Origin of the sequence: Desulfosarcina alkanivorans (assembly GCF_009688945.1) — a bacterium.
GTDB classification, from domain to species: Bacteria; Desulfobacterota; Desulfobacteria; order Desulfobacterales; family Desulfosarcinaceae; genus Desulfosarcina; species Desulfosarcina alkanivorans.
Map to the genome: position 1 here is coordinate 5002677 of NZ_AP021874.1, position 19965 is coordinate 5022641.

General features: G+C 58.0%; 19 protein-coding genes. 6 read left to right on the forward strand and 13 right to left on the reverse strand.

The window, feature by feature from the left end; all coding sequences use genetic code 11:
* Positions 1–4 precede the first annotated feature (4 nt).
* Together DSCA_RS21960 and DSCA_RS21965 are read left to right on the forward strand one after the other, a co-directional pair.
* Positions 5–1189, forward strand: a complete 1185-nt coding sequence (locus DSCA_RS21960; protein ID WP_155318477.1) for a thiolase family protein — start codon at positions 5–7, stop codon at positions 1187–1189.
* Positions 1190–1513: 324 nt separating this feature from the next.
* A complete protein-coding gene (locus DSCA_RS21965) occupies positions 1514–2605 on the forward strand; it encodes a 3-deoxy-7-phosphoheptulonate synthase (RefSeq protein ID WP_155318478.1) in 1092 nt (363 codons plus the stop codon).
* A 371-nt stretch (positions 2606–2976) separates the two neighbouring features.
* On the opposite strand, the gene DSCA_RS21970 is transcribed toward DSCA_RS21965, so the two are convergent.
* The 11 genes from DSCA_RS21970 to DSCA_RS22020 all read right to left on the reverse strand — a co-directional run bounded on the left by DSCA_RS21970 (position 2977) and on the right by DSCA_RS22020 (position 14667).
* Positions 2977–3423 (reverse strand): hypothetical protein, encoded by a 447-nt coding sequence (locus tag DSCA_RS21970; RefSeq protein WP_155318479.1) that lies wholly within the window; start codon positions 3421–3423, stop codon positions 2977–2979.
* A 34-nt stretch (positions 3424–3457) separates the two neighbouring features.
* The gene (locus DSCA_RS21975) at positions 3458–5524 is read right to left on the reverse strand and encodes an HD domain-containing phosphohydrolase (protein ID WP_155318480.1); all 2067 of its coding nucleotides are present in this window, start codon (positions 5522–5524) and stop codon (positions 3458–3460) included.
* 24 nt (positions 5525–5548) lie between these two features.
* Positions 5549–6082, reverse strand: a complete 534-nt coding sequence (locus DSCA_RS21980; protein ID WP_155318481.1) for a prepilin-type N-terminal cleavage/methylation domain-containing protein — start codon at positions 6080–6082, stop codon at positions 5549–5551.
* Between the two features lie 247 nt (positions 6083–6329).
* Positions 6330–6743 carry a hypothetical protein gene (locus DSCA_RS21985; protein WP_155318482.1) on the reverse strand — a complete coding sequence of 138 codons (414 nt, stop codon included), beginning with the start codon at positions 6741–6743 and terminating at the stop codon, positions 6330–6332.
* A gap of 261 nt (positions 6744–7004) precedes the next feature.
* A complete protein-coding gene (locus DSCA_RS21990; RefSeq protein WP_155318483.1) occupies positions 7005–7640 on the reverse strand; it encodes a LysE family transporter in 636 nt (211 codons plus the stop codon).
* Positions 7637–8290: a DUF4126 domain-containing protein gene (locus DSCA_RS21995; protein WP_155318484.1), complete on the reverse strand. Its 654-nt coding sequence runs from the start codon at positions 8288–8290 to the stop codon at positions 7637–7639. Before DSCA_RS21995 ends, DSCA_RS21990 begins: the two co-directional genes overlap by 4 nt.
* Positions 8291–8323: 33 nt before the next feature.
* Positions 8324–9658, reverse strand: a complete 1335-nt coding sequence (locus tag DSCA_RS22000) for a YihY/virulence factor BrkB family protein (RefSeq protein WP_155318485.1) — start codon at positions 9656–9658, stop codon at positions 8324–8326.
* 46 nt (positions 9659–9704) lie between these two features.
* The gene (ettA, locus tag DSCA_RS22005; protein ID WP_155318486.1) at positions 9705–11387 is read right to left on the reverse strand and encodes an energy-dependent translational throttle protein EttA; all 1683 of its coding nucleotides are present in this window, start codon (positions 11385–11387) and stop codon (positions 9705–9707) included.
* A gap of 209 nt (positions 11388–11596) precedes the next feature.
* Positions 11597–12394 (reverse strand): methyltetrahydrofolate cobalamin methyltransferase, encoded by a 798-nt coding sequence (locus tag DSCA_RS22010; protein ID WP_155318487.1) that lies wholly within the window; start codon positions 12392–12394, stop codon positions 11597–11599.
* Between the two features lie 85 nt (positions 12395–12479).
* On the reverse strand, positions 12480–13103 hold the full coding sequence (locus DSCA_RS22015) for a cobalamin B12-binding domain-containing protein (protein WP_155318488.1): 624 nt from the start codon (positions 13101–13103) through the stop codon (positions 12480–12482).
* 136 nt (positions 13104–13239) lie between these two features.
* A complete protein-coding gene (locus tag DSCA_RS22020; protein WP_155318489.1) occupies positions 13240–14667 on the reverse strand; it encodes a trimethylamine methyltransferase family protein in 1428 nt (475 codons plus the stop codon).
* A 468-nt stretch (positions 14668–15135) separates the two neighbouring features.
* Between DSCA_RS22020 and DSCA_RS22025 the strand changes: the two genes are divergently transcribed.
* Complete coding sequence (locus DSCA_RS22025) at positions 15136–16656, forward strand: sigma-54 interaction domain-containing protein (RefSeq protein ID WP_167527909.1); 1521 nt, start codon at positions 15136–15138, stop codon at positions 16654–16656.
* Positions 16657–16681: 25 nt separating this feature from the next.
* Here the strand turns inward: DSCA_RS22025 and DSCA_RS22030 are convergent, their stop codons facing one another.
* Positions 16682–17647 (reverse strand): hypothetical protein, encoded by a 966-nt coding sequence (locus tag DSCA_RS22030; protein WP_155318491.1) that lies wholly within the window; start codon positions 17645–17647, stop codon positions 16682–16684.
* Positions 17648–17649: 2 nt separating this feature from the next.
* Entirely contained in the window at positions 17650–18678 is a 1029-nt protein-coding gene (locus DSCA_RS22035; protein ID WP_197904646.1) for a 3-oxoacyl-ACP synthase III, read from the reverse strand.
* A gap of 252 nt (positions 18679–18930) precedes the next feature.
* Here DSCA_RS22035 and DSCA_RS22040 point away from each other — a divergent pair, with 252 nt between their 5' ends.
* The 3 genes from DSCA_RS22040 to DSCA_RS32675 all read left to right on the forward strand — a co-directional run bounded on the left by DSCA_RS22040 (position 18931) and on the right by DSCA_RS32675 (position 19824).
* Positions 18931–19104, forward strand: a complete 174-nt coding sequence (locus tag DSCA_RS22040) for a hypothetical protein (protein ID WP_155318492.1) — start codon at positions 18931–18933, stop codon at positions 19102–19104.
* Positions 19105–19264: 160 nt separating this feature from the next.
* Positions 19265–19669 (forward strand): MBL fold metallo-hydrolase, encoded by a 405-nt coding sequence (locus tag DSCA_RS32670; protein WP_231716244.1) that lies wholly within the window; start codon positions 19265–19267, stop codon positions 19667–19669.
* 5 nt (positions 19670–19674) lie between these two features.
* A complete protein-coding gene (locus DSCA_RS32675) occupies positions 19675–19824 on the forward strand; it encodes a hypothetical protein (protein ID WP_231716245.1) in 150 nt (49 codons plus the stop codon).
* Positions 19825–19965: the final 141 nt, after the last annotated feature.

The window sequence follows — 19965 nt, forward strand, 5'->3', positions numbered from 1 at the left end:
ACCCATGAGAGATGCATATATCGTAACGTCCGTCAGGACCCCCGGCTGCCGCAGAGGCAAAGGGGCCCTGAAAGATACCCGGCCGGAAGACCTGCTCTCCTTCATCATGAAGGCCGCCGTCGAAAAAACCGGAAAGATAGAACCCAAAGACTTTGACGATGTCATGATCGGCTGCTCTTTCCCCGAGGCGGAACAGGGGTTGAACATCGGTCGACTGGCCACCCAGATCGCCGGTTTCCCGGTCACCGTGTCCGGTGCGACGGTCAACCGGTTCTGCTCCTCGGGACTGGAAGCCATCGCCCTGTCATCATTGCGGGTCATGGCCGGCTGGTCCGAAATGACCATGGGGGGCGGCGTCGAATCCATGACCTATGTGCCCATGGGCGGCAACCTGCCCCGCCCTCATCCCGAACATTCACGGGCCCACGCCGACCTGTACGCGTCCATGGGCATCACGGCCGAAAATGTGGCCAACCGGTACAATATAACCCGTGAAGACCAGGATGCCTTTGCCTACGAATCTCAGATGAAGGCCGTCAAGGCCCAGAAAGAAGGGCTGTATACCGAGATCGTGCCCACACCGGCCGCCAAGTATGTACTTCAGGACAACGGCACCTACAAGAAGGAAACCTTTCTCCAGGATTTCGATGACGGCGTCCGGGCCACGACGACCAAAGAGGGGCTGGCCAAGCTGCGTGCCGTGTTTGCCGTCAACGGGTCGGTCACCGCCGGCAACTCCTCCCAGACGACTGACGGCGCAGCCGCAACCATCATTGCCAGCGAAGAAGCGGTCAAAAAATATGGACTGAAACCCATTGCCAAGCTGAAGATGTACACCACTGTAGGCTGTGAGCCGGACGAAATGGGAGTGGGGCCCCGCTATGCCATTCCCAAACTGCTGGACCTGGCCGGAATGAAACCCAGCGATATCGGCTTGTGGGAAATCAACGAAGCCTTTGCCTCCCAGGCCCTGTACTGTATCCGGGAACTGGGCCTCGTTGACAGCATGGACAAAATCAACATCAACGGCGGCGCCATCGCCCTGGGACATCCCCTGGGCTGCACCGGCGCCAAACTTTGCGCCACCCTGCTGGCCAACATGCAGCGCAAAGGCGTGAAATACGGTGTCGAATCCATGTGCATCGGCGGCGGCATGGGGGCCGCAGCCCTGTTCGAACTGTGCGACTAAGCCTTCGGTGAGATCGGCAGGTTGACCGACACCAATTTAAAAGGCCGCCAATCCTGGCGGCCTTTTTCTTAGGGTTTGCATCTTTTGGGGCCCTATGCTAAAGGTTCAGGTATCCAATGAAAAGGTAACCGCAGCCATGCACAAAACGGCAGTCACCCGCGCAACTTATTTCGGCTTTTATTTTTATTATAGCCGAGGTGCGCCTGTGGTCTGCTGACCCCCGATAGCAAGGATTAAGCAAGAAGCCGCAGGCGAAACCGCCTGCGGCTTCTTTGTTTTCGGATGACAGTAAAAAACAATTTTTTACCGGAAAGGAGAACCAGCATGGAAAAGACGTATGATATTCGCGTGGAAAAGTTCGATCCTCTCATTTCACCAGACCGGTTGAAAGAACAGCTTCCATTGAATGACATGGCTCACCGGACGGTCGTGGAGGGGCGTCGGGCCATCTCCAATATCCTGGAGGGAAGGGACTCCCGGCTGCTGGTGATCGCCGGCCCCTGCTCCATCCATGACGAACGGGCGGCCCTGGATTATGCCCGCCGGCTCAAAGCGCTGAGTGAAACCGTTGCCGATACCATGCTGCTGGTGATGCGGGTGTACTTTGAAAAGCCGCGCACCAATGTGGGCTGGAAAGGATTGATCAACGATCCCTGGCTGAACGGCAGTTATGACATCAATGCCGGGCTTCAGCGGGCACGAAGCCTGTTGCTTAAGATCACGGAAATGGGGCTGCCCACCGCCACCGAGATGCTCGACCCCATCGTCCCCCAGTACATTGCCGGACTGGTCTGCTGGGCGGCTATCGGTGCACGCACCACCGAATCCCAGACCCACCGGGAGATGGCCAGCGGCCTTTCCATGCCCGTGGGGTTCAAGAACTGCACCGACGGGGATCTGTCCACGGCCATCAACGCCATGATCGCCGCTGCCTCGCCCCAGCATTTCCTGGGCATCGATCCGCAAGGCCAGACCTGCATCGTCACCACCACCGGAAACCCGCACGCCCACATCGTGCTGCGCGGCGGATCCAGGCCCAACTACGATACCGTCAGCATCAACGAAGCGCGGGCATTGCTCGAGGCCAGGGAACTCAACAGGGCGATCCTGGTGGACTGCTCCCACGACAATTCGAGGAAGAATCACAGCCTTCAGGGAGCGGTGTGGCAGGATGTGATCAACCAGCGCATCGACGGTAACGGGAGCATCATCGGAATGATGCTGGAAAGCAACCTGAAGGCGGGAAATCAGAAGAACACGGGTGATCTGGAAACCATGGAATACGGGGTCTCCATTACCGATGCGTGCGTCGACTGGGAGGCTACCGAGCGGCTGATCGTTTCCGCTCACGAGCAGCTGGGCAGTCTCGGCGAATCCGGTTTGAACGATGGGTCACGCCGGTACAGGGTAGGGTAATCGCTTGCTGAGGGGGTTTTCTGAAGAAGCGGTGCGCCGGTTGCCGGCATCCGTGCGCATGCACGGCACCGGGAGTGGACAAGCCGGAGCGGCCGCCTGCGAATTGGGTCGCTATTCCTGAGATGGGTAAGACCCGGCTGCTATGGTCCTTCGGCATGCCTCAACAGGTTCAGATAGCCTGTCGACCAGTTCCGCGGTTTCATTCGGCAAATTTTGCTTTTTGAGCCGCGTAACGATTGCGGCCATCTGCTCTACGTTCTCCCTGAGTTCTTGGTCGTCCGTGTTGAAACGATCGATGATGGCGTTTACCTGCTTCGGTTGTCCGGATTGCCTGTCATGATCATTTTATCCTTTGGGCCAACGGCCAGCGGTTATTGCAGAGGGTAGTCGTAGGTCGGTTCAGCGCTTGTTCGATAATACACCGCTTTTAGATTTTGCATCCAAATTGTGCCACCACCCTGATCCACGTAGTGAAAACTGAGCCGATAGGCTGTCCCATCCATGTCAACGTAGCGGATGTGGACGCTTGTGCCATTCTTCGCCGGGGCACTGTCAAGCTTGTCGATTGTATAGGCGCCAGCGCCCCCTTCCCCCCAACCGAAGGTGATCGTCCGGTTGGAAAATTGAAGAAACCGATCCAGGTAATTGGGGTGGGTGGTGGTCCAGACCCCATGCAAGTCGGCTATGGAGACCGGGTTAAAATGCCGTTCTTTATCTGGGGCCAGAAGCCAGTATATCAATACGATTGTGATAATAAGCAGCATGAAGTCGCGAATCGTATTGATCAGTGTGCATTTTTTGGAGGGGGTTTGCTTCATATTTTCTTTGGTGCTGTCCAGCCGACAAACGGTTTTATGCTGCCAGCTCGGACTTTTTTTCGATCAATTCCATAAACGCCTCCACCACGGTGGGATCAAGCTGACGTCCGGCTTCGGATTTTAAAATGGAGAGGACGCGTTTCAGATCCATGCCCGTTCGATAGGGCCGGTCCGATGTCATTGAGTCGAATATGTCGGCGACGGCAAGGATGCGTGCCTCCAGTGTAATAGCATCGCCAGACAGGCCGTCGGGATACCCCTTTCCGTCCCAGTGTTCGTGGTGCTGACGGATCATGGGAATGATCGACTTGAATGCTTGGATGGGTGTGAGAATATTGCCCCCGATGACCGGGTGCGACTTGATGATGTCGAACTCTTTACCCGTCAATCGGCCTGGTTTGTTCAGAATTCCCGACGAGATGCCGATTTTACCGATGTCGTGCAGCAGGGCGGCCTGTTCCAAGCGGTCGATTCTTTTCCGAGGTAACCCCATGTGGCGGCCAATGTCCATGGATATCTGCATGACCCGGGCCGAATGGCCGGCCGTCCATGGCGACTTGGCATCCACGGTGCGGGCCAGGGCCTGTATGGAACCGATGGTTAACCGCCGAAGTTCTAAAATCAGGTTGACATTTGACCAGGCCACGGCCAGATGGTCGGCGATCTGACGAACCAACGAAAAGGTCTCTTCATCGGTACAATCTCCCGAGCTGCAACTAACGGACAGCAGGGCAAACAGCTTTCCCGTAATATAGACGGGAAAGAAGACAACCGTTCCGGCTGGTGAGAGAAAGTCAGCCGGCAGATAATGGGAAATTTCTGTGGGGTCATCCACGATCACCCACGGCCGATCCCTGTGAAATCGGCTTAGATGTTTTTCAGAAACATGGAGGGGCTGGCTGGTCAGAACAAAGTCAGGCGTCGCCCGATGACCCACAAATATCCGTGCGTCTTCTGGGTCATCAGCATTGACGCGGGTGATGCCAACCCGTCTGAGGCTGAAATCTTTCAGTAGGCGTTCAATTGACAGACCGGCAATGTGGTCGAAGTCCTTGCCTGACAAGGTTGCGTGATCAATTTCCGCTCGTGTTGCCAAAAAACGGAATTGCCGTCCCAACTGGCCGGACATGGTGTTGAAGCTTTGCGCCAGTTCCTGGAACTCATCACGGCTGGAGACATGTACGCGGTGATCGAAATCTTTATCTGCTATTCGCCGTGCACCATTTTTAAGGGAATCGATGGGTTCCAGGGAACGGCGAAGGTTGAAAAGGCTCATTGCTACAACCATCAACAGGGCCAGAACCGCAACCAGGATGAAAATGAGCTTGAAGCGGGCAATGGGGGCCAGCACATGGGCTTCCGGTTGAAGCACGGACAGGGACCAGCTGTCGCTACCGAATTTGGGTTTGAGAAATAGGGACCAGTTGGCGACAAACCAGTCGGAACCTGACAGGTGCATCCTGACCTGCTGTCCTGCCATCTGCGTGTTAAGCACCTCAGACGGTGAGGGCCAATTGAACGAGCGATACAGAGGCAGACCGGATTCGGTTGCCACTGCGAATTCAGATAGGGGCGGCAGGTTGTTTCCCTTTTCGATGCCCCACAGATAGTTGCCTCGTATCGTTCCCATGAGGATCACCGGCGCACCGCTTCCGGCATCAACGTAGCGGACAAGAGTAATGTCGGTGTTGCCGTCTCTGGAGACAACCAACAGGGACTTGCCGCTATTCAGGTGGGCCTGTTCCGCTGGACTGAATTCGATGATGGGAATCGGATCGCCCAATATGGCTTCGTAATGGCCGTCGGGAAGCCGCCGGCCGACGGCGATGAACTTTTCCCGTTGCGGGACACTATCTGTGCGGGTACGAAGATCAACCAGTTTCAACTCGTCTTCGCAGAACATGAGGTGCTCGTAAATCGAGAGCCCGTGACTTTTAGCGGCCCGGCGGAGACGCTGGTCGGCCTGTGCCTTTAACTGGTCGCTAACCTGATAGAGGGAGAGGACGGCCAGGAGGATTACGGGAATCATGGCACAGGCGATGAAAGTGGCAAAAATCCGCCTTGCCAGCCTGCTGTTGAAACCATTGAATTCCAATTTCATCGGTTGCCTGCCTGTTCCAGGAGATCAAATATCGGAGACTTTGCCATAAAAACCGCCGTTATAGGCCCGTACAATATCGTCCCGGCTGGCCTTGGCGGTAAACGGCGATGTACTCGCGCCATCCTTGCCCATGCTGTATAAGTCAAAATCCGTGTTGACCGGTACCATGAAGTGGTCCTTGCGCTGCTTTCCTTTTCCTGTGACATCCCCACCATCGATCCTGAGATACGCATAGGGATTGCCCCACGGATCACGGAAGTTGTCCAGGCCAACCTGGGCCAGCGTGTCCGGCAGGGCGCTATTATTGCTGAAGAAATTGAAGATGGCCGTTTCGATGGTTTTCATGTCGGAGATGGCGACAACCACGCGGGCCCTTTCCCGGTAGCCGATGTAAAAGGGCGTGGCGATGGCGGACAGCACACCGATGATGCACACGGATACCATCACTTCGATCAGGGTGAATCCGAGGATGTTCGCTTTTGGGACGGTGCGGTAGCCTTTCTTGGTGTGCTCCCAAGTTGACCGGTTGGCTGATGCTATGGAAGTGCGAATTGCCATCGTGTAATATTTGCTATGCTACCGGCTGCCTTCTGAACCAACAGGTATCACATTTCAAGACCATATTAAAGTATCGGCCATAATAGCTAACTCCTAAAGTCGGGTGTTGTTTGGGCCCAGATAAGCGGTCTCTCGATAGCGTTGAAACGGTAACCCGTTTGAGGCCGGCGACGGGTGGGTTGCATACAGGGGAGGGGAAGTGGTGACAGACCATTCAGTTTAGGTGAGGTCCTCCCACGCTGTCCGGCTATTTTATAACCTTGACACTAACAAAGTTGGGACGAACGGTGATGATTTCCAACCAGATGCCGGCCACTTCGAAGCCGTTACCTGCCTGGGGGAGGCTGATTTTGAAGGGGTAGGGGTACTGCCGGTCGATTTCGGGTATGATCACGCCAAAGAGGATGTGGTCGTTTTGGCGGCCTCTGAAAAAAAAGGTGCGGTCACCGATGGTTCTGCCGAGGTTTCGCTCAAGGACATACTTGTCTGTCGAGAGCAGGGATCCGGTGCCTTCGGATTTTGGCAGCGTCATTTTTCGCCCCCAATAGGTGTCCGGCGCCACATTGCCGGCCGCCAGATAAATCATCGATATCGTGAAGATGATTCCCACGACCCCAAAGAAGAGGATGACAACCCATTTGTGGGAAAAGGACTGTTCCATGGCGGCTCCTGTCGATCGCAACCGTTCAAAATAACCGTTACGTATAAATGTACATAAAAAAGTACATAGCCGTCAACAGGAAAGCGCAATAAAAATATCTGCCCAGCAGGTCGGCTGCGCTTTTTGTTTGATTCCCATCCGTTTTCAGCGCGACAAACCTTGTTAGTCGGTTGGCGCGCAGGTATGCCTTCCGACCGGCGGGACCTCCGGCGTGACGGTGCGGGAATAAAAAACAGGTCCGAAATGGCGTGTGGCGGTCAGCTATACGAAAAGTTTTTGCATGCCGGACCAGGCGAACAGGCAGGAGAATACAATCAGGAAGATGGCGCAGGTGCCGATCAGAATTCGGTATCCTCGGTCGGAGAGCAGGCGTCGGCCTTTCCAGATGGCGGTCGACACCGCTGCATACCAGAACAGGTCCCCCAGGATGTGGCCGGTGAAAAAGGCCACCACGCCCATGGTGCCCGCCTTCATGCTGTGGAGGATGTAGCCCAGGCCGATGGTGGCCCACCAGATGCTCCAGTAGGGATTGACCAGGCTCATGAGGATGCCGGACAGGATCAGGCTCCTTCCTCCCAAACCGCTGCCATCGGTAACCAGGGTCATGGCCGGCAGGGATTTCAGCATGCCCACACCCATCCACAGAAGGACGGCAGACCCGGCCAGGGCGATGAAAATAAACACCGGTTCCAATGTCAGCAGCGGTGCCAGGCCCATGAGCAGGGCCACCACCAGGGCCAGTTCCAGAAGGGCATGGCCGGCGATGAGCAGCGGGCCGGTCATCAGGCCGCGCCGGGAACTCTCGCTGATGGTCACGGTCAGCAGGGGGCCGGGCATGATGGCCCCGGAAAGGGCCACCATGAACGAGGTTGCAAACAGGGTGATAAACAGGGTCATTCGGTTATACCCGAATCCTCTCTGTTCAATGGCGGCGAGGCTTGTCTCGGAGTGAACAGCGCCTTGATTTTTGCGGCCAGCATCTTGATGCCGCGCCACAATTTGGGCAACAGCCAGATCATCAGCAGGATGAAAATGGCCATCAGCACGAAAAACAGCCAGGGGTGGTTGACCGCCGCCCAGATACCGCCGATCACCATGATATCCTCCACGATGGAGGCGGTCCAGTTGGTGAGGGGTTCGGGGGAGGTGTTGATCAGCAGCCGGGAACCGGCTTTCATGCCGTGGGTGCCGGCTGCCAGGGTGCCGCCTAAAAGGGCGGCCGCCAGGCTCACCGCGGGGTTCAACTCGCCCACGGCACCGGCGGCCAGCAACGCACCTGCCGGAATCCGGATAAAGGTATGGATCGTATCCCAGCCGGTATCCACGCCGGGCATTTTGTCCGCGATGAACTCCACGGCAAACATCAGGCAGGCGGCGCTGATGACGATCGGATTGGCCAGCACCTGCAGGTCCGGCGGCAGGGTCATGTTGCCGGTTACGCTCAATATCCCCAGGGTGGCGATGGCCGCATAGAGGTTGATTCCGGCAGCCCAGGCCGCCCCCATGGTCAGGGCGATGATACGGGTGATCTCGTTGACTTGTTCCATGCTCCATAACCTCCGAAGGTGTCAGCCGTTTTTCTAAACATCCACAAGCAGCCGGTTGGCAGGGGACCGTTCCAGTTCAGACCGCAGGGCCGCCAGGGTTTCGGACAGGGTTTCCGCCTCCGGCAGATGGGCCAGCGGGCGGCCGTTTTGGCCCACATCATCCAGGGCGGCAACGACGCTGTTGACCGTCAGGAGCCCGATATCCCGGGCGGGTTGAATGGCCTTGTCATCGTCTCCATTCCGGTCGATCCGTACCAGAACCTTACCTCTTACCAGAAGATCGGACAGGTTGTCCACCAGCGCCGGGGAAAGCGCCAGTTCGTCGGCAATCTGGGTGGTCGTCTGGGCCGGCTTGCCCTGGTGAAACAAACGGACCACATGGCGGCAGACGGTCAGTGCCAGGAGCCTGCTGTGGGCGATGCTCAATTCCAGGCCGTCGGTCGTTTCATCCACATGGTCCGAATGCTGATAGGCGTGGGAAATCTCCGCGCCAATCAGAACGATCAACCAGCTGATCTGCAGCCACAGCAGGAACAGGGGCAGGGCGGCGAAGCTGCCGTAGATGGCATTGTACTTGGCCACGATGATCTGAAAATAAATATAGGCAGCCTGGACGGCCTGGTAGGTGCTGCCGGCGATGACGCCGGCCAGCAGGGCGCCGTCGAAGCGTACCCGGGTGTTGGGCATGATCATGTAGGTCAGGGTGAACAGCACCCAGATCAGGGTGTAGGGCAGCAGTTTGAGGCCCACGTAAATCGCCGGGCCCACCATTTGCAGAAGTTCGAACCGGCCGGAGATGGCCGATACCTGGGACGTGATGAAGACCGTGACGCTGCCGGACATAATCATCAGCACCGGGCAGATGAGCATGATGGTCAGGTAGTCGCTCAGTTTTCGGATGAAGGTCCGCGAACGAACTCCCCAGATGTGGTTGAAGGCATTTTCGATATTCCCGAGCACCTTGATCACTGCCCAGAAGAGGACGACGATGCCGATGCCGGCGATCATGCCGCCTTTGGTGTTGTCGAGCATGTTCTGGGCGAAGCCGATGACCTGCGCGACCACTTCCTGCTGGGCGGAAAATTTGTCCAGCAGTTCCTGCTGGAGTCGTCGTTCGAACCCGAATCCTTTGGCGATGCCAAACGCCATGGCGGCAACCGGTACCAGGGACAGCAGCGTGAAAAAAGTCAGCGCCGACGCGCGCAAAGGACCCTGGTGCCGGGCAAACCCCTGGACCGATAGAATCAGGGTTCGCACCAGCCGGATCAGCAGCCAGCCGACGGCCGATCGCTCACTGCGACGGGCGTGCCAGATGGTGCTCTTGAACAATCCGACGGGGCGGGTCAACAGCGTCCTGAATTTTTCCATAATGGCCTGCCCGGTATGGGTTGATTGGATGACCGTTGAATACGGTTTATCGAGTCAACTGGCGGTATTTGATGCGGTGGGGCTGGTCGGCCGCGACACCCAGACGCTTTTTGCGGTCTTTTTCATAGTCGGAATAGTTGCCCTCGAACCAGACTACCCGGCTGTCGCCTTCGAAGGCCAGCATGTGGGTGGCGATGCGATCCAGAAACCAGCGGTCATGGCTGACGACCACGGCGCACCCGCCGAAATTTTCCAGGGCCTCTTCCAGCGCCCGCATGGTATTGACATCCAGATCATTGGTGGGTTCGTCCAGCAGCAGCACATTGGCTCCGGATTTGAGCATGCGGGCCAGGTGCACCCGGTTGCGCTCCCCGCCGGATAGCATTCCCACCTTTTTCTGCTGATCGCTGCCGGAAAAATTGAAACGGGCCACGTAAGCCCGGGAGTTGACCTGCCGATCGCCCAGTTCGATGGTGTCCTGTCCGTCCGACACCATTTCCCAGATGTTTTTATCCGGGTCCAGCATGTCACGACTCTGGTCCACGTAGGCCAGGCTCACGGTCTCGCCGACGGTGATCGACCCGCTGTCCGGCTGATCCTGCCCGGTGATCATGCGAAACAGGGTGGTCTTGCCCGCTCCGTTGGGGCCGACCACTCCCACGATGCCGCCGGGGGGCAGTGAAAATTCCATGTTTTCCGCCAGCAGTTTCTCGGCGTACCCCTTGGTCACCCCGTCGGCCTGGATCACCACGTTTCCCAGCCGGGGGCCGGGGGGGATATAGATTTCCAATTCCTTGGCCATCCGTTCGCTTTCCTGTCCCAGCAGTTTTTCGTAAGAGGTGATGCGTGCCTTGGATTTGGCCCGGCGGCCCTTGGGGGCCATGCGGATCCACTCCAGTTCCCGTTTGAGTGTTTTCTGGCGGTCGCTTTCGGATTTTTCTTCGTTGGCCAGGCGGTTCTGTTTCTGTTCCAGCCAGGAGCTGTAGTTGCCCTTCCAGGGAATGCCGTGACCCCGGTCCAGTTCCAGGATCCAGCCGGCCACATTGTCGAGGAAGTACCGGTCATGGGTGACGGCGATGATGGTGCCGGCATATTGCTTCAGGTGCTGCTCCAGCCAGGCCACCGATTCGGCATCCAGGTGGTTGGTGGGTTCGTCGAGCAGCAGGATGTCCGGTTTCTTCAACAGCAGGCGGCAAAGGGCCACCCGGCGCCGCTCACCGCCGGAGATGACATTCACCGGCGTGTCACCGGGAGGGCAGCGCAGGGCATCCATGGCCATTTCCAGCCGGGCGTCAAGATCCCACGCGTCCAGGGCGTCAAGCTTTTCCTGGACTTCTCCCTGCCGCTGGATGAGCTTGTCCATCTCATCATCGGACATGGGTTCGGCGAAGCGTTCATTGATCCGGTTGAATTCCTCGACCAGGTCAACCTCGTCCTGGACGCCCTCCTGGACGATTTCCCGGATGGTCTTGGATTCGTCGACCAGCGGTTCCTGCTCCAGGTAGCCGACGGAGTAGCCCTTGGAAAGGATGGCTTCCCCGTTGAATTCCGTGTCCACACCGGCCATGATTTTAAGCAGGGTGCTTTTTCCCGAACCGTTCAGGCCCAGAACGCCGATTTTGGCACCGTAAAAATAACTCAGGGAGATATCTTTGATTACCGGCTTTTTGTCATGGAATTTGCTGACGCGCATCATGGAATAAATTACTTTATTGGGATCGGTGCTCATCGATCATTCCTTTGTGAATTGGGTTCTGTCGGGTAAAGATGAATAGTCAGTCCGCCATTTTAGCACATTTTTTGCTGGTTTGAATACGGATTTTGCACCGGAAAAAATGGGGGCGGTCAGCGGGATGGGATGGCCCGTAAAAAAAGCGCCGGGCCCGCAAACGACAACGGACCCGACGCTGGTTTTATCTGCTTTGAAAACAGTGCTTTTTACCCTTCGAACATCCCGGCCCGGAAGGCCTTGAGGTAGTTCATGCAGAAGTTGTCCTTGCCGGCCAGGGCCTCGGCGGCGATGATGTTGGCCATCATGCGCTGGTCCAGCGGGTTGATGATCGCCCCGTCCAGCCCCTTGGCAATGGCCATGGTCATGAAGGTCTGGTTCATGAACTTGCGCGCCGGCAGGCCGTAGCTGATGTTGCTCAGCCCGCAGGCCGTGTGAATGCCCGGATAGGTTGCGACGATTTTTTCGATGGTGTTGATGAATTCCACCCCGAAGGTGCCGTCCACCGACAGCGGCTGCACCAGCGGGTCCACGAAGATGTTCTCCACCTTGACGTTGTTCTTCAAAAGCCCGCCCACCAGCTCATCGGCGATGCGCATGCGGTCGCCCACCGTCTGGGGCATGCCCGCGTCGCTCATGCACAGGGCGATGACCTTCATGTCCGTATCGGCGACGATGGGCATGAGTTTGTCGTAGCGCTCCTTCTCCAGTGAGATGGAGTTGATCATGGGGGTGCCCTGGTGTACGGACAGGGCCGCTTCGATGGCGACAGGATCCGGGCTGTCGATGGCGCAGGGCCTGTCGGTGACCTGCTGTACGGTCTCGACCAGCCAGCGGAGGTATTCGGGCTCCTTGCCCACGAAGATGCCGGCGTTGACGTCGATATAGTCGGCCCCGGCGTCGGCCTGGTCCGTGGCCACCTGCTGGATGGCCGCGGCATCCTGGGTTTCGATGGCCGCCTTGATCGCCTTGCGGCTGGCGTTGATCAGTTCTCCGATGATGATCATGGTATCTGCTCCGGGTTCTGGGTTCAATTGATCGCGGCTGGAAGCCGCTCCTATCGGTCTTCTGCCTTCAGCCTGAAGCCTGCGGTTACGCCACCAGCTGCTTGACCAGCTTGACCGCCCCCGGGGCGTCGGCGCTGTATCCGTCGGCGCCGATCTGGTCGGCGAAGGCCTGGGTCACCGGGGCGCCCCCGATGATGGTCCGGGTCGCCATGCCGGCCTCTTTCACCGCCTTGACCGTGCTCTCCATGGACGGCATGGTGGTGGTCAGCAGGGCCGACAGGGCGATCACGTCGGCCTTCTTTTCCGCCGCCGTTTTGACGAAGGCCTCGCTGTCCACGTCCACCCCCAGGTCCACCACCTCGAACCCGGCGCCTTCCATCATCATGGCCACCAGGTTCTTGCCGATGTCGTGCAGGTCGCCCTTGACCGTGCCGATGACCACGACCCCCTTGCTCTGGCCCTGGCCCTCGGCCAGGTGGGGCTTGAGCAGCCCCAGGCCGGCCTTCATGGCCTGGGCCGCCATGAGCATTTCGGGCACGAACAGTTCGCCGGCGGAAAAGCGCTCGCCCACCTCGTCCATGGCGCTGATCAGCCCGTCGTTGAGAATGCTGTCGATGGCCGTGCCGGCGTCGATTTCCGCCTGGGTTTTGGCCGTTACCGTGGCCTCGTCAAAGGCCAGTACTGCGTTGAAAATGTCCTGGGTGGTCATAATGGATCCTCCTGCTGAATGTGATGGATTTAACTATAATCAGACCATTGCTGTATTAGTGCGACCATATAATATTTCAATTAAAAAAGTTGAAGCTTGTATTGAGGCCGACCCATAGGTCAACTGATGGTTGCCGTCAAGGATTATTCTTGCGTTTGGCGATGTAGGCCGACAACGCCGTCTCCACATCCAGATCGATGGGTGGCTTTTCATAGGCGGCCAGTCGCTGGCTGAGTTTTTCGGTGGCTGCCTGATCAATTCGTTTGGCCCCGGCAGCCTTCCAGCCGGCATGATTCTGCCGGTTGAAAAAGTCGGTCATGTAAAATTCCGTGCGGCACAGTTGGAATGTTTTGGGCTGGGTCAGGTACTGGCCGCCGATGCCAACGGCTTTTATCATTTCCACGTCGATGGCCGCTTCGGAACAATCCATGGGTTGGATCAGTTTGCGGATGATACTGCACATCTCTTCGTCCATCAGAAATTTTTCATAACTCATGGCAATGTATGCGCCCAGGATGCCTGCCGAGTGCAGTATGAAATTAACCCCGCTGCGGGCGGCGGTAGACAGGGCCAGGGCGGACTCCCCCGCCGCCTGTCCGTCCGGGAAGTGGGCATCGGTCAGGCCGCCCCCGCTGCGGCTGGGAAGTTTATAGAACCTTGCCATCTGTGCCGTTGCGGAAACCACCATGGACAGTTCCGGGCAGCCGATGGCCAGTCCGCCGGTGCGCATGTCCATGGCGGACGATGTGGATCCATAGATTACCGGCGTGCCGGGATTGACGAGTTGCGCCAGGGTGATGCCCGCCAGGATCTCTGCGTTCTGCAGGGCCAGCACCCCGGAAAGGGTCACCGGTCCGGAGGAACCGGCCATGATCAGCGAGGCGATGACGCAGGCCTGGTTCGCCCGGGCCAGTTCGATCAGGGACCCGGCCATCTCATCGGAAAACTGAAGCGGCGACAGGGAATTGATCAGGGACACGCAGACCGGCCCCGCAGCGGCCAGTTTGTCCGGACCGCCCCAGAGAATGGAGGCCATCTCGATGCAGTCCCGGGCACCCTGCCTGGATACCGGGCTGCCCATAAAAGGTTTGTCGCATAAAACAATACTGGAGAACATCATGTCCAGGTGGGCGGTTTCGGGCGATACATCACCGGGTTCGATCATCATGAACCCGTTCATGTCGATACTCGTGGAGGTTTGGACCAGTTTGCAGAAATTATCATAGTCCGTCATGGTGGCCTCCCGCTGGCCGCCGTCGGGCAGGGCAATGAAAGGGGCGCCATAGCCGGGCACAAAAACGAAATCATCCTCTCCGACAGCCACACTTTTTTCTGGGTTCCGGGCCGTCACCATGAATCTCGAAGGGGCGGTTTCGAGCGCTTTTCGAACCTGCGCTTCGGTCATGAAAACGGTTTTTCCATCTATCCGGAATCCGTTGGCGGCGAAGATTTCCAAGGCTTCAGGCTCATTGAACGCCACCCCCACATCGGACAGCAATTCCATGGATGCATCATGAACCCGGGTCATCTGGGCCGTGGTGAACGTCTGCATTCGGTCATACATGTTCCAGTCTCCTTCTTGTTGTGGTCAATGGCGACAGGTGGTTTTGTTTTTCGTCGCTGCCGACCGGCATCACCGCTTGCCTTCCCTTTAAACCGAAGGGGCAGGCCCGGAAGCAGCCGGTGACGAGTAGAAAGACCGTCCACGGGGTACTTGGACCGGATTCAAAGCAGGTTGTATGCCATCGGATATTCCTGTCCTCATCGTGGCAGCCGGGTTTTCCTGCCAGTGTGGTGGCTTTGGTGATTCAACCATCCAACATTTTGAAATGTAAGGTGTATTGAGTTTGCGCCAGAATGAGGCCGAGGCGATGACAGGTGCAGGCGTGGGGATGGCATGTCAGCATGGACGGATAAAACGACAAAAAATATTACACAATATTTTGAAAAAATGTTTTCATCGACCAAAAATTTTACATATATTCAATTGTGATGATTCACTTCCCATAACGACCATCCATGGAGGCCCACCTTGCCCGATCTGCCCGCAAATCGATCCCTTCAGCCGGAAATCGGCCATATGGACTTCTTGCCGGTCTTCGATGCCTTTGATGAAGGTGTCATCGTGACGGATACGGACGGCCGCATTCTTTTCTACAACGAATCCCAGGCGGCGATTGACGATCTTCGACCGGGAAACGTGATCGGGAAACAGATCGCGGAGGTCTATCAGCTGGATTGGCACGACAGCATGATATTCAGGTGCATGGAAGCCAACGCCCCCATCCTCGGCAGGCTGTTTTTTTACCGGACCTGCAAGGGGAAACTGGCCAATACCATCCACAGTGTCTTTCCGCTGCATGTCAACCACGCGCTGGTGGGGGCCATCTGCTTCGTCAAAAATTACAACCTGCTGGAAAAGGTCCTGTCCGGCGTTTCCAGCCTGTCCCCGCCCGCCCACCCGGAAATGGCCAACGGCACCCGCTACCGCTTTACCGATATCGTGGGGGCGGATGAGCGTTTTCTGCAGGCCCTGACCATGGCCCGGCTCGCTGCGGAGAGCCGTTCGCCGGTAATGCTTTTCGGTGAGACCGGTTCGGGCAAAGAGATGTTCGCCCAGGGCATTCACAATTACAGCCCGCGAAAAGAAAAGCCCTTTGTGGGCATCAATTGTGCGGCGATTCCGGACACGCTCTTGGAAGGCATGCTTTTCGGAACGGTAAAAGGGGCCTTCACCGGAGCCATGGACAAGATGGGACTTTTCGAGCAGGCCAACGGCGGCACCCTGTTTCTGGATGAGATCAATTCCATGCCCATTGCCCTCCAGGCCAAGCTGCTGCGGGTTCTCCAGGAAAAAAAAATCCGGCGTGTCGGGGCATCCGGTGAGGTGCCCATCGCCGTGAAGATCATCAGTTCGGTGAACATTCCGGCCCACCAGGCCATCCGGGAACGGCAATTGCGCATGGACCTTTTTTATCGTCTGGCCGTGGTTTACATCGCGATCCCCCCCCTCCGCGACCAGCCCGCAGGCGTCGATACCCTGACCCGCCATTTCATTTACAAGAACAATCTGGCCCTGAACAAAAAGGTACAGGGGGTCAGCGAGCCGGTCATGGATTTTTTTCGAAGTTATCACTGGCCGGGGAACGTCCGCGAACTCGAACACCTGATCGAGGGGGCCATGAACACCATCGGGCCGGACACGATCCTGCGCACCGCTCACCTGCCGCCGCATCTGCTCCTCCATCAGATTCGCGATGAAGATCCGCCATTGCATGTATTGCCCTTAGATGGGTCTGCCAATAAAATGGCTGGGGCCACCGGCCGTTCCGGTGTCGGCCTGACCGCTCCCGGCAGCGGGGTCCGGGACCTTCGCCTTCAGCGTCAGGGGCAGGAAGCGAAGCTGATCGATGACGCCCTGACGGCTGCCGGCGGTAATGTGTCCCAGGCTGCCAGGATGTTGAATGTATCGCGTCAACTGGTGCACTACAAGATGCGCAAATATGGACTGGTCCGGGATCGGTACCGGGGAAAAAACAGGACGCCCCGATAAAGCCCGGCCATGTCGGTGGGCACGATTACCGGGACGCGCCCATTGAGCCGCTTTCAAGGGTCAGGGTGTCCAGGTACAGGGTTCGCGGGGCAGGCAGGCTGACGGCAAATAGATGGAACCCGGTGATCTGTTTCAGATCCATTTTACGACCCGAGGGCGCATCCTCCACATCTTTCAGGGGGACGCGGATTCGGTTCCATCCTTCCTGTATGAGATAGGACCGGTTGAATCGGTCATGGTAACGGTACCCGGAGACATCATGGCGGTGATCGTGGATTTTACAGGTCAGGCGAACCGGTTCGGTGTCCGGGTTGAACACGCTGAAGGAGATCCACGCCCATCCCAGCCAGTTGCCGGGGAAATAGCGCAGTGCCGGGCCGGAATATTTGTCCGTGTTGAGATCCATACGCAGCGACGCCCGGCCGGAATGGGCGAGCGTATGATCGATGGTCAGACCCGTATGGCCGGACCATCGATCCCTTTCAAAAGGGGTTTCGAAATCGGCAAGAACCGGGAAATCCCGCCGCGCGGCCCACTCGTCCACCAAGGCCCGGGCGACCGGAATCAGGGTGATCAGGAGAAGCCCGAGGGTGGCTGCCTGGAATATCCGGCGCCGGCGTCGATTCACAAAGGCGCGTTTGGGAAAAAGAAAGAACAGGGCCAGAAGGCAACCGACTGCATTTCGACCCATATCTCCCCATGCGGGATAACGACCGCACAGCCCCTGTACAACCTCCACGGACCCACCCACCGCAAAGCAGCACAGCAGCACCACGACGGCCTGTTGACCGAATGATGCAGCGGCCAGCCACGGCCAGTTGCCTATCAGCAGCAGTGCCCAGACGGCAAATGCCGCGATGTGCCCCAGGTCCCAGGTGTGTTTGAAAGATCGGGAATCAACCAGGTCGGGCCCGCCGACAAACAAGAAGACCACGCAAATAACGGCAACAAGCAGCAGGCCTTTTTGCTTGAGCGTGGAGGCGGGGGGCATGCCTACCAGGTCAGGCTCATCATCGAGCAGTTCAGGCCGCTGCCGATGCCCATGAGCGCCACGTGATGGCCGGGATGAAGGCGGCCGGATTCGGCGGCCTGGCTCAAGGTGATGGGCACGGCCGCCGGACCGATGTTGCCCAGGGTGGGAAAGTTGAGATGGTGCTTTTCCGGGGTCAGGCCCAGTTTTTCGTTGAGCACGTCCATATTCCGCTGGCTCACCTGGTGGGGCATGTAGGCGTCGATTTCGGCATCGCTCCAGCGGTTCAGGGTGCTGGTGGCCAGGTCCCAGGTTTTTTTTGCCAGTTCCACGCCGAAGATGAGCACCTTGGAGGCATCGGCGGTCATCCGGTCCCGCTGGCCCAGGCAGAGGCGGCAGTGGCGGGTGGCGGCCCGGGTCACCGCGCCGTTGGCCCGATGACCGGATGTGGCCAGGTCCCGCCGGCACAGGATCATGGCCACCGCTCCGGAACCCAGGGTGAGGGTGGCGAACTGGTCCCGGAAGGATTCCGGACCGGCATCCGGTTTTTGCAGCCGTTGGATGGTGGCCTCCACCACTTCCCTGGAGTTCTCCCCGTCAACGATGAGGCCGTAGTCGATCAGTCCGGCATCGATCATCATGCCCACACTGGCCATGCCGTTGACGAAACCCAGGCAGGCATTGCCCATATCGTAGTTGATGCAGTGGTCGGCCAGTCCCAGGTTGCCGTGCACCAGACTGGCCACGGACGGCTCGATGTAGTCCTTGGAAACCGAGGTGCTGATCAGGCAGCCGATGGCCTCCCGGGGGATGCCCGTTTTCTCCAGCACCTTTTCGGCTGCCAGGGTGGCCACGTCGCTGGCCTGTTGGCCGGCATCCCAGAAGCGCCGTTCGCGGATGCCGGTGAGCCCTTCGATGAGCCCTGGCTTGATGCCCATGCGCTGCATCGGGCCGGAAAGCTGTGCTTCGATTTCGGCGGAGGTGATCACGGTGGCGGGCAGCACACATTCCACCGCTTCGATAGCGACATTGTTGAAAAACAGCGGTTTCATGATTTCCCTTTCCATGCGATAGCAATTCGCGGGCAGGCGACGCCTGCGGAGCCTTTTTCCTGTTCCCATACCATGGTTGATGCCGCCGGAAAATACCCAAGGCCATAATTTGCCATGGGTGTGAAGAATCCGCCGCAACGATACGAATGCACGGAGATATCGCCGGGGCCTTTAATTCGGGGCGAAAATGGGATAAAAATTCTTTTAGGTTTGTCGTTGCCCTAACCCGACAGCATCCGGTGGACGCCTATCATGAACCGTTTAGAAAGCCTTCCGTATCTCCAGCCGGTGGCCCCTCGTATCTATCTGGCCGCCGGGCCCGCCAATGGACGGTTTCCCCATTGCAATGGTTTTCTGCTGCTCGGAGACCGGGCCGTGCCGATCGAATTCGTGAGATCGATGGCCGGAGGCGCATCGACACCCTGATTGTCAGTCACTCCCATCCCGATCACATTTTGTCCTGGCATGTGCTCGACGATCGGCAATTGGTTCTACCGGCCCAGACACCGTCGTCGGTGGGCGATCTGCGATTGCTCGGGCTGCGATTCGTGGAGGCGCGGCAGGATGCGCACTATACTGCACGCAGGTGGCGGAGCGGCGGCTGGGGATCCGGCCCCTGCGCCGGCCGGACCGCCGATTCGATGCCGGCGATGTGCTGGATTTTGGCGCCATTCAACTCCTGGCGATTCATGCGCCGGGCCACCTGGACGATCATTATTGTTTTCTGGAAACGAAGACGGGAACGCTCTTTTCCATCGATATCGATTTCACCGGGTTCGGTCCCTGGTACGGCAGCCCGGAAGGCGATATCAACCGGTTTCGCGAGAGTGTGACGATGCTTCGCAGCCTGACCTTCTACCTGATCTGCGCATCCCATAAAACGCCCATCCCCCGGGCCGATGCCGATGATTATTTCGACCGATACCTGAATGCCTTTGACCGGCAGAAAATGGCGGTTTTTGACCTGTGCCGGCAGAGGGGATGGATTTAGAGGCGATGGTGCGAAACTCCCCCTTCTACCGAAACCGGATGGCTGACGGGACCCTCCAGCGCATTTTCGAAACCCAGATGATCCGCAAGAATCTGGCGAAGCTGGCCAATGAGCATCGTATCGTCCGGGGAAAAGGCCGCTATCGCGCCGCCTGATCCGGATTGACGGAACTACCGCCGCAACGCGCTGTCCATGTCCCCGGCCAGTTTGCGGGCGGCGGCGCGGGCATCTTCTCCCAGGGCTTCCGGGGGCGGTGCAGAAGGGGATGACGGTCTGGTTCACGACCCGGGCCTTGC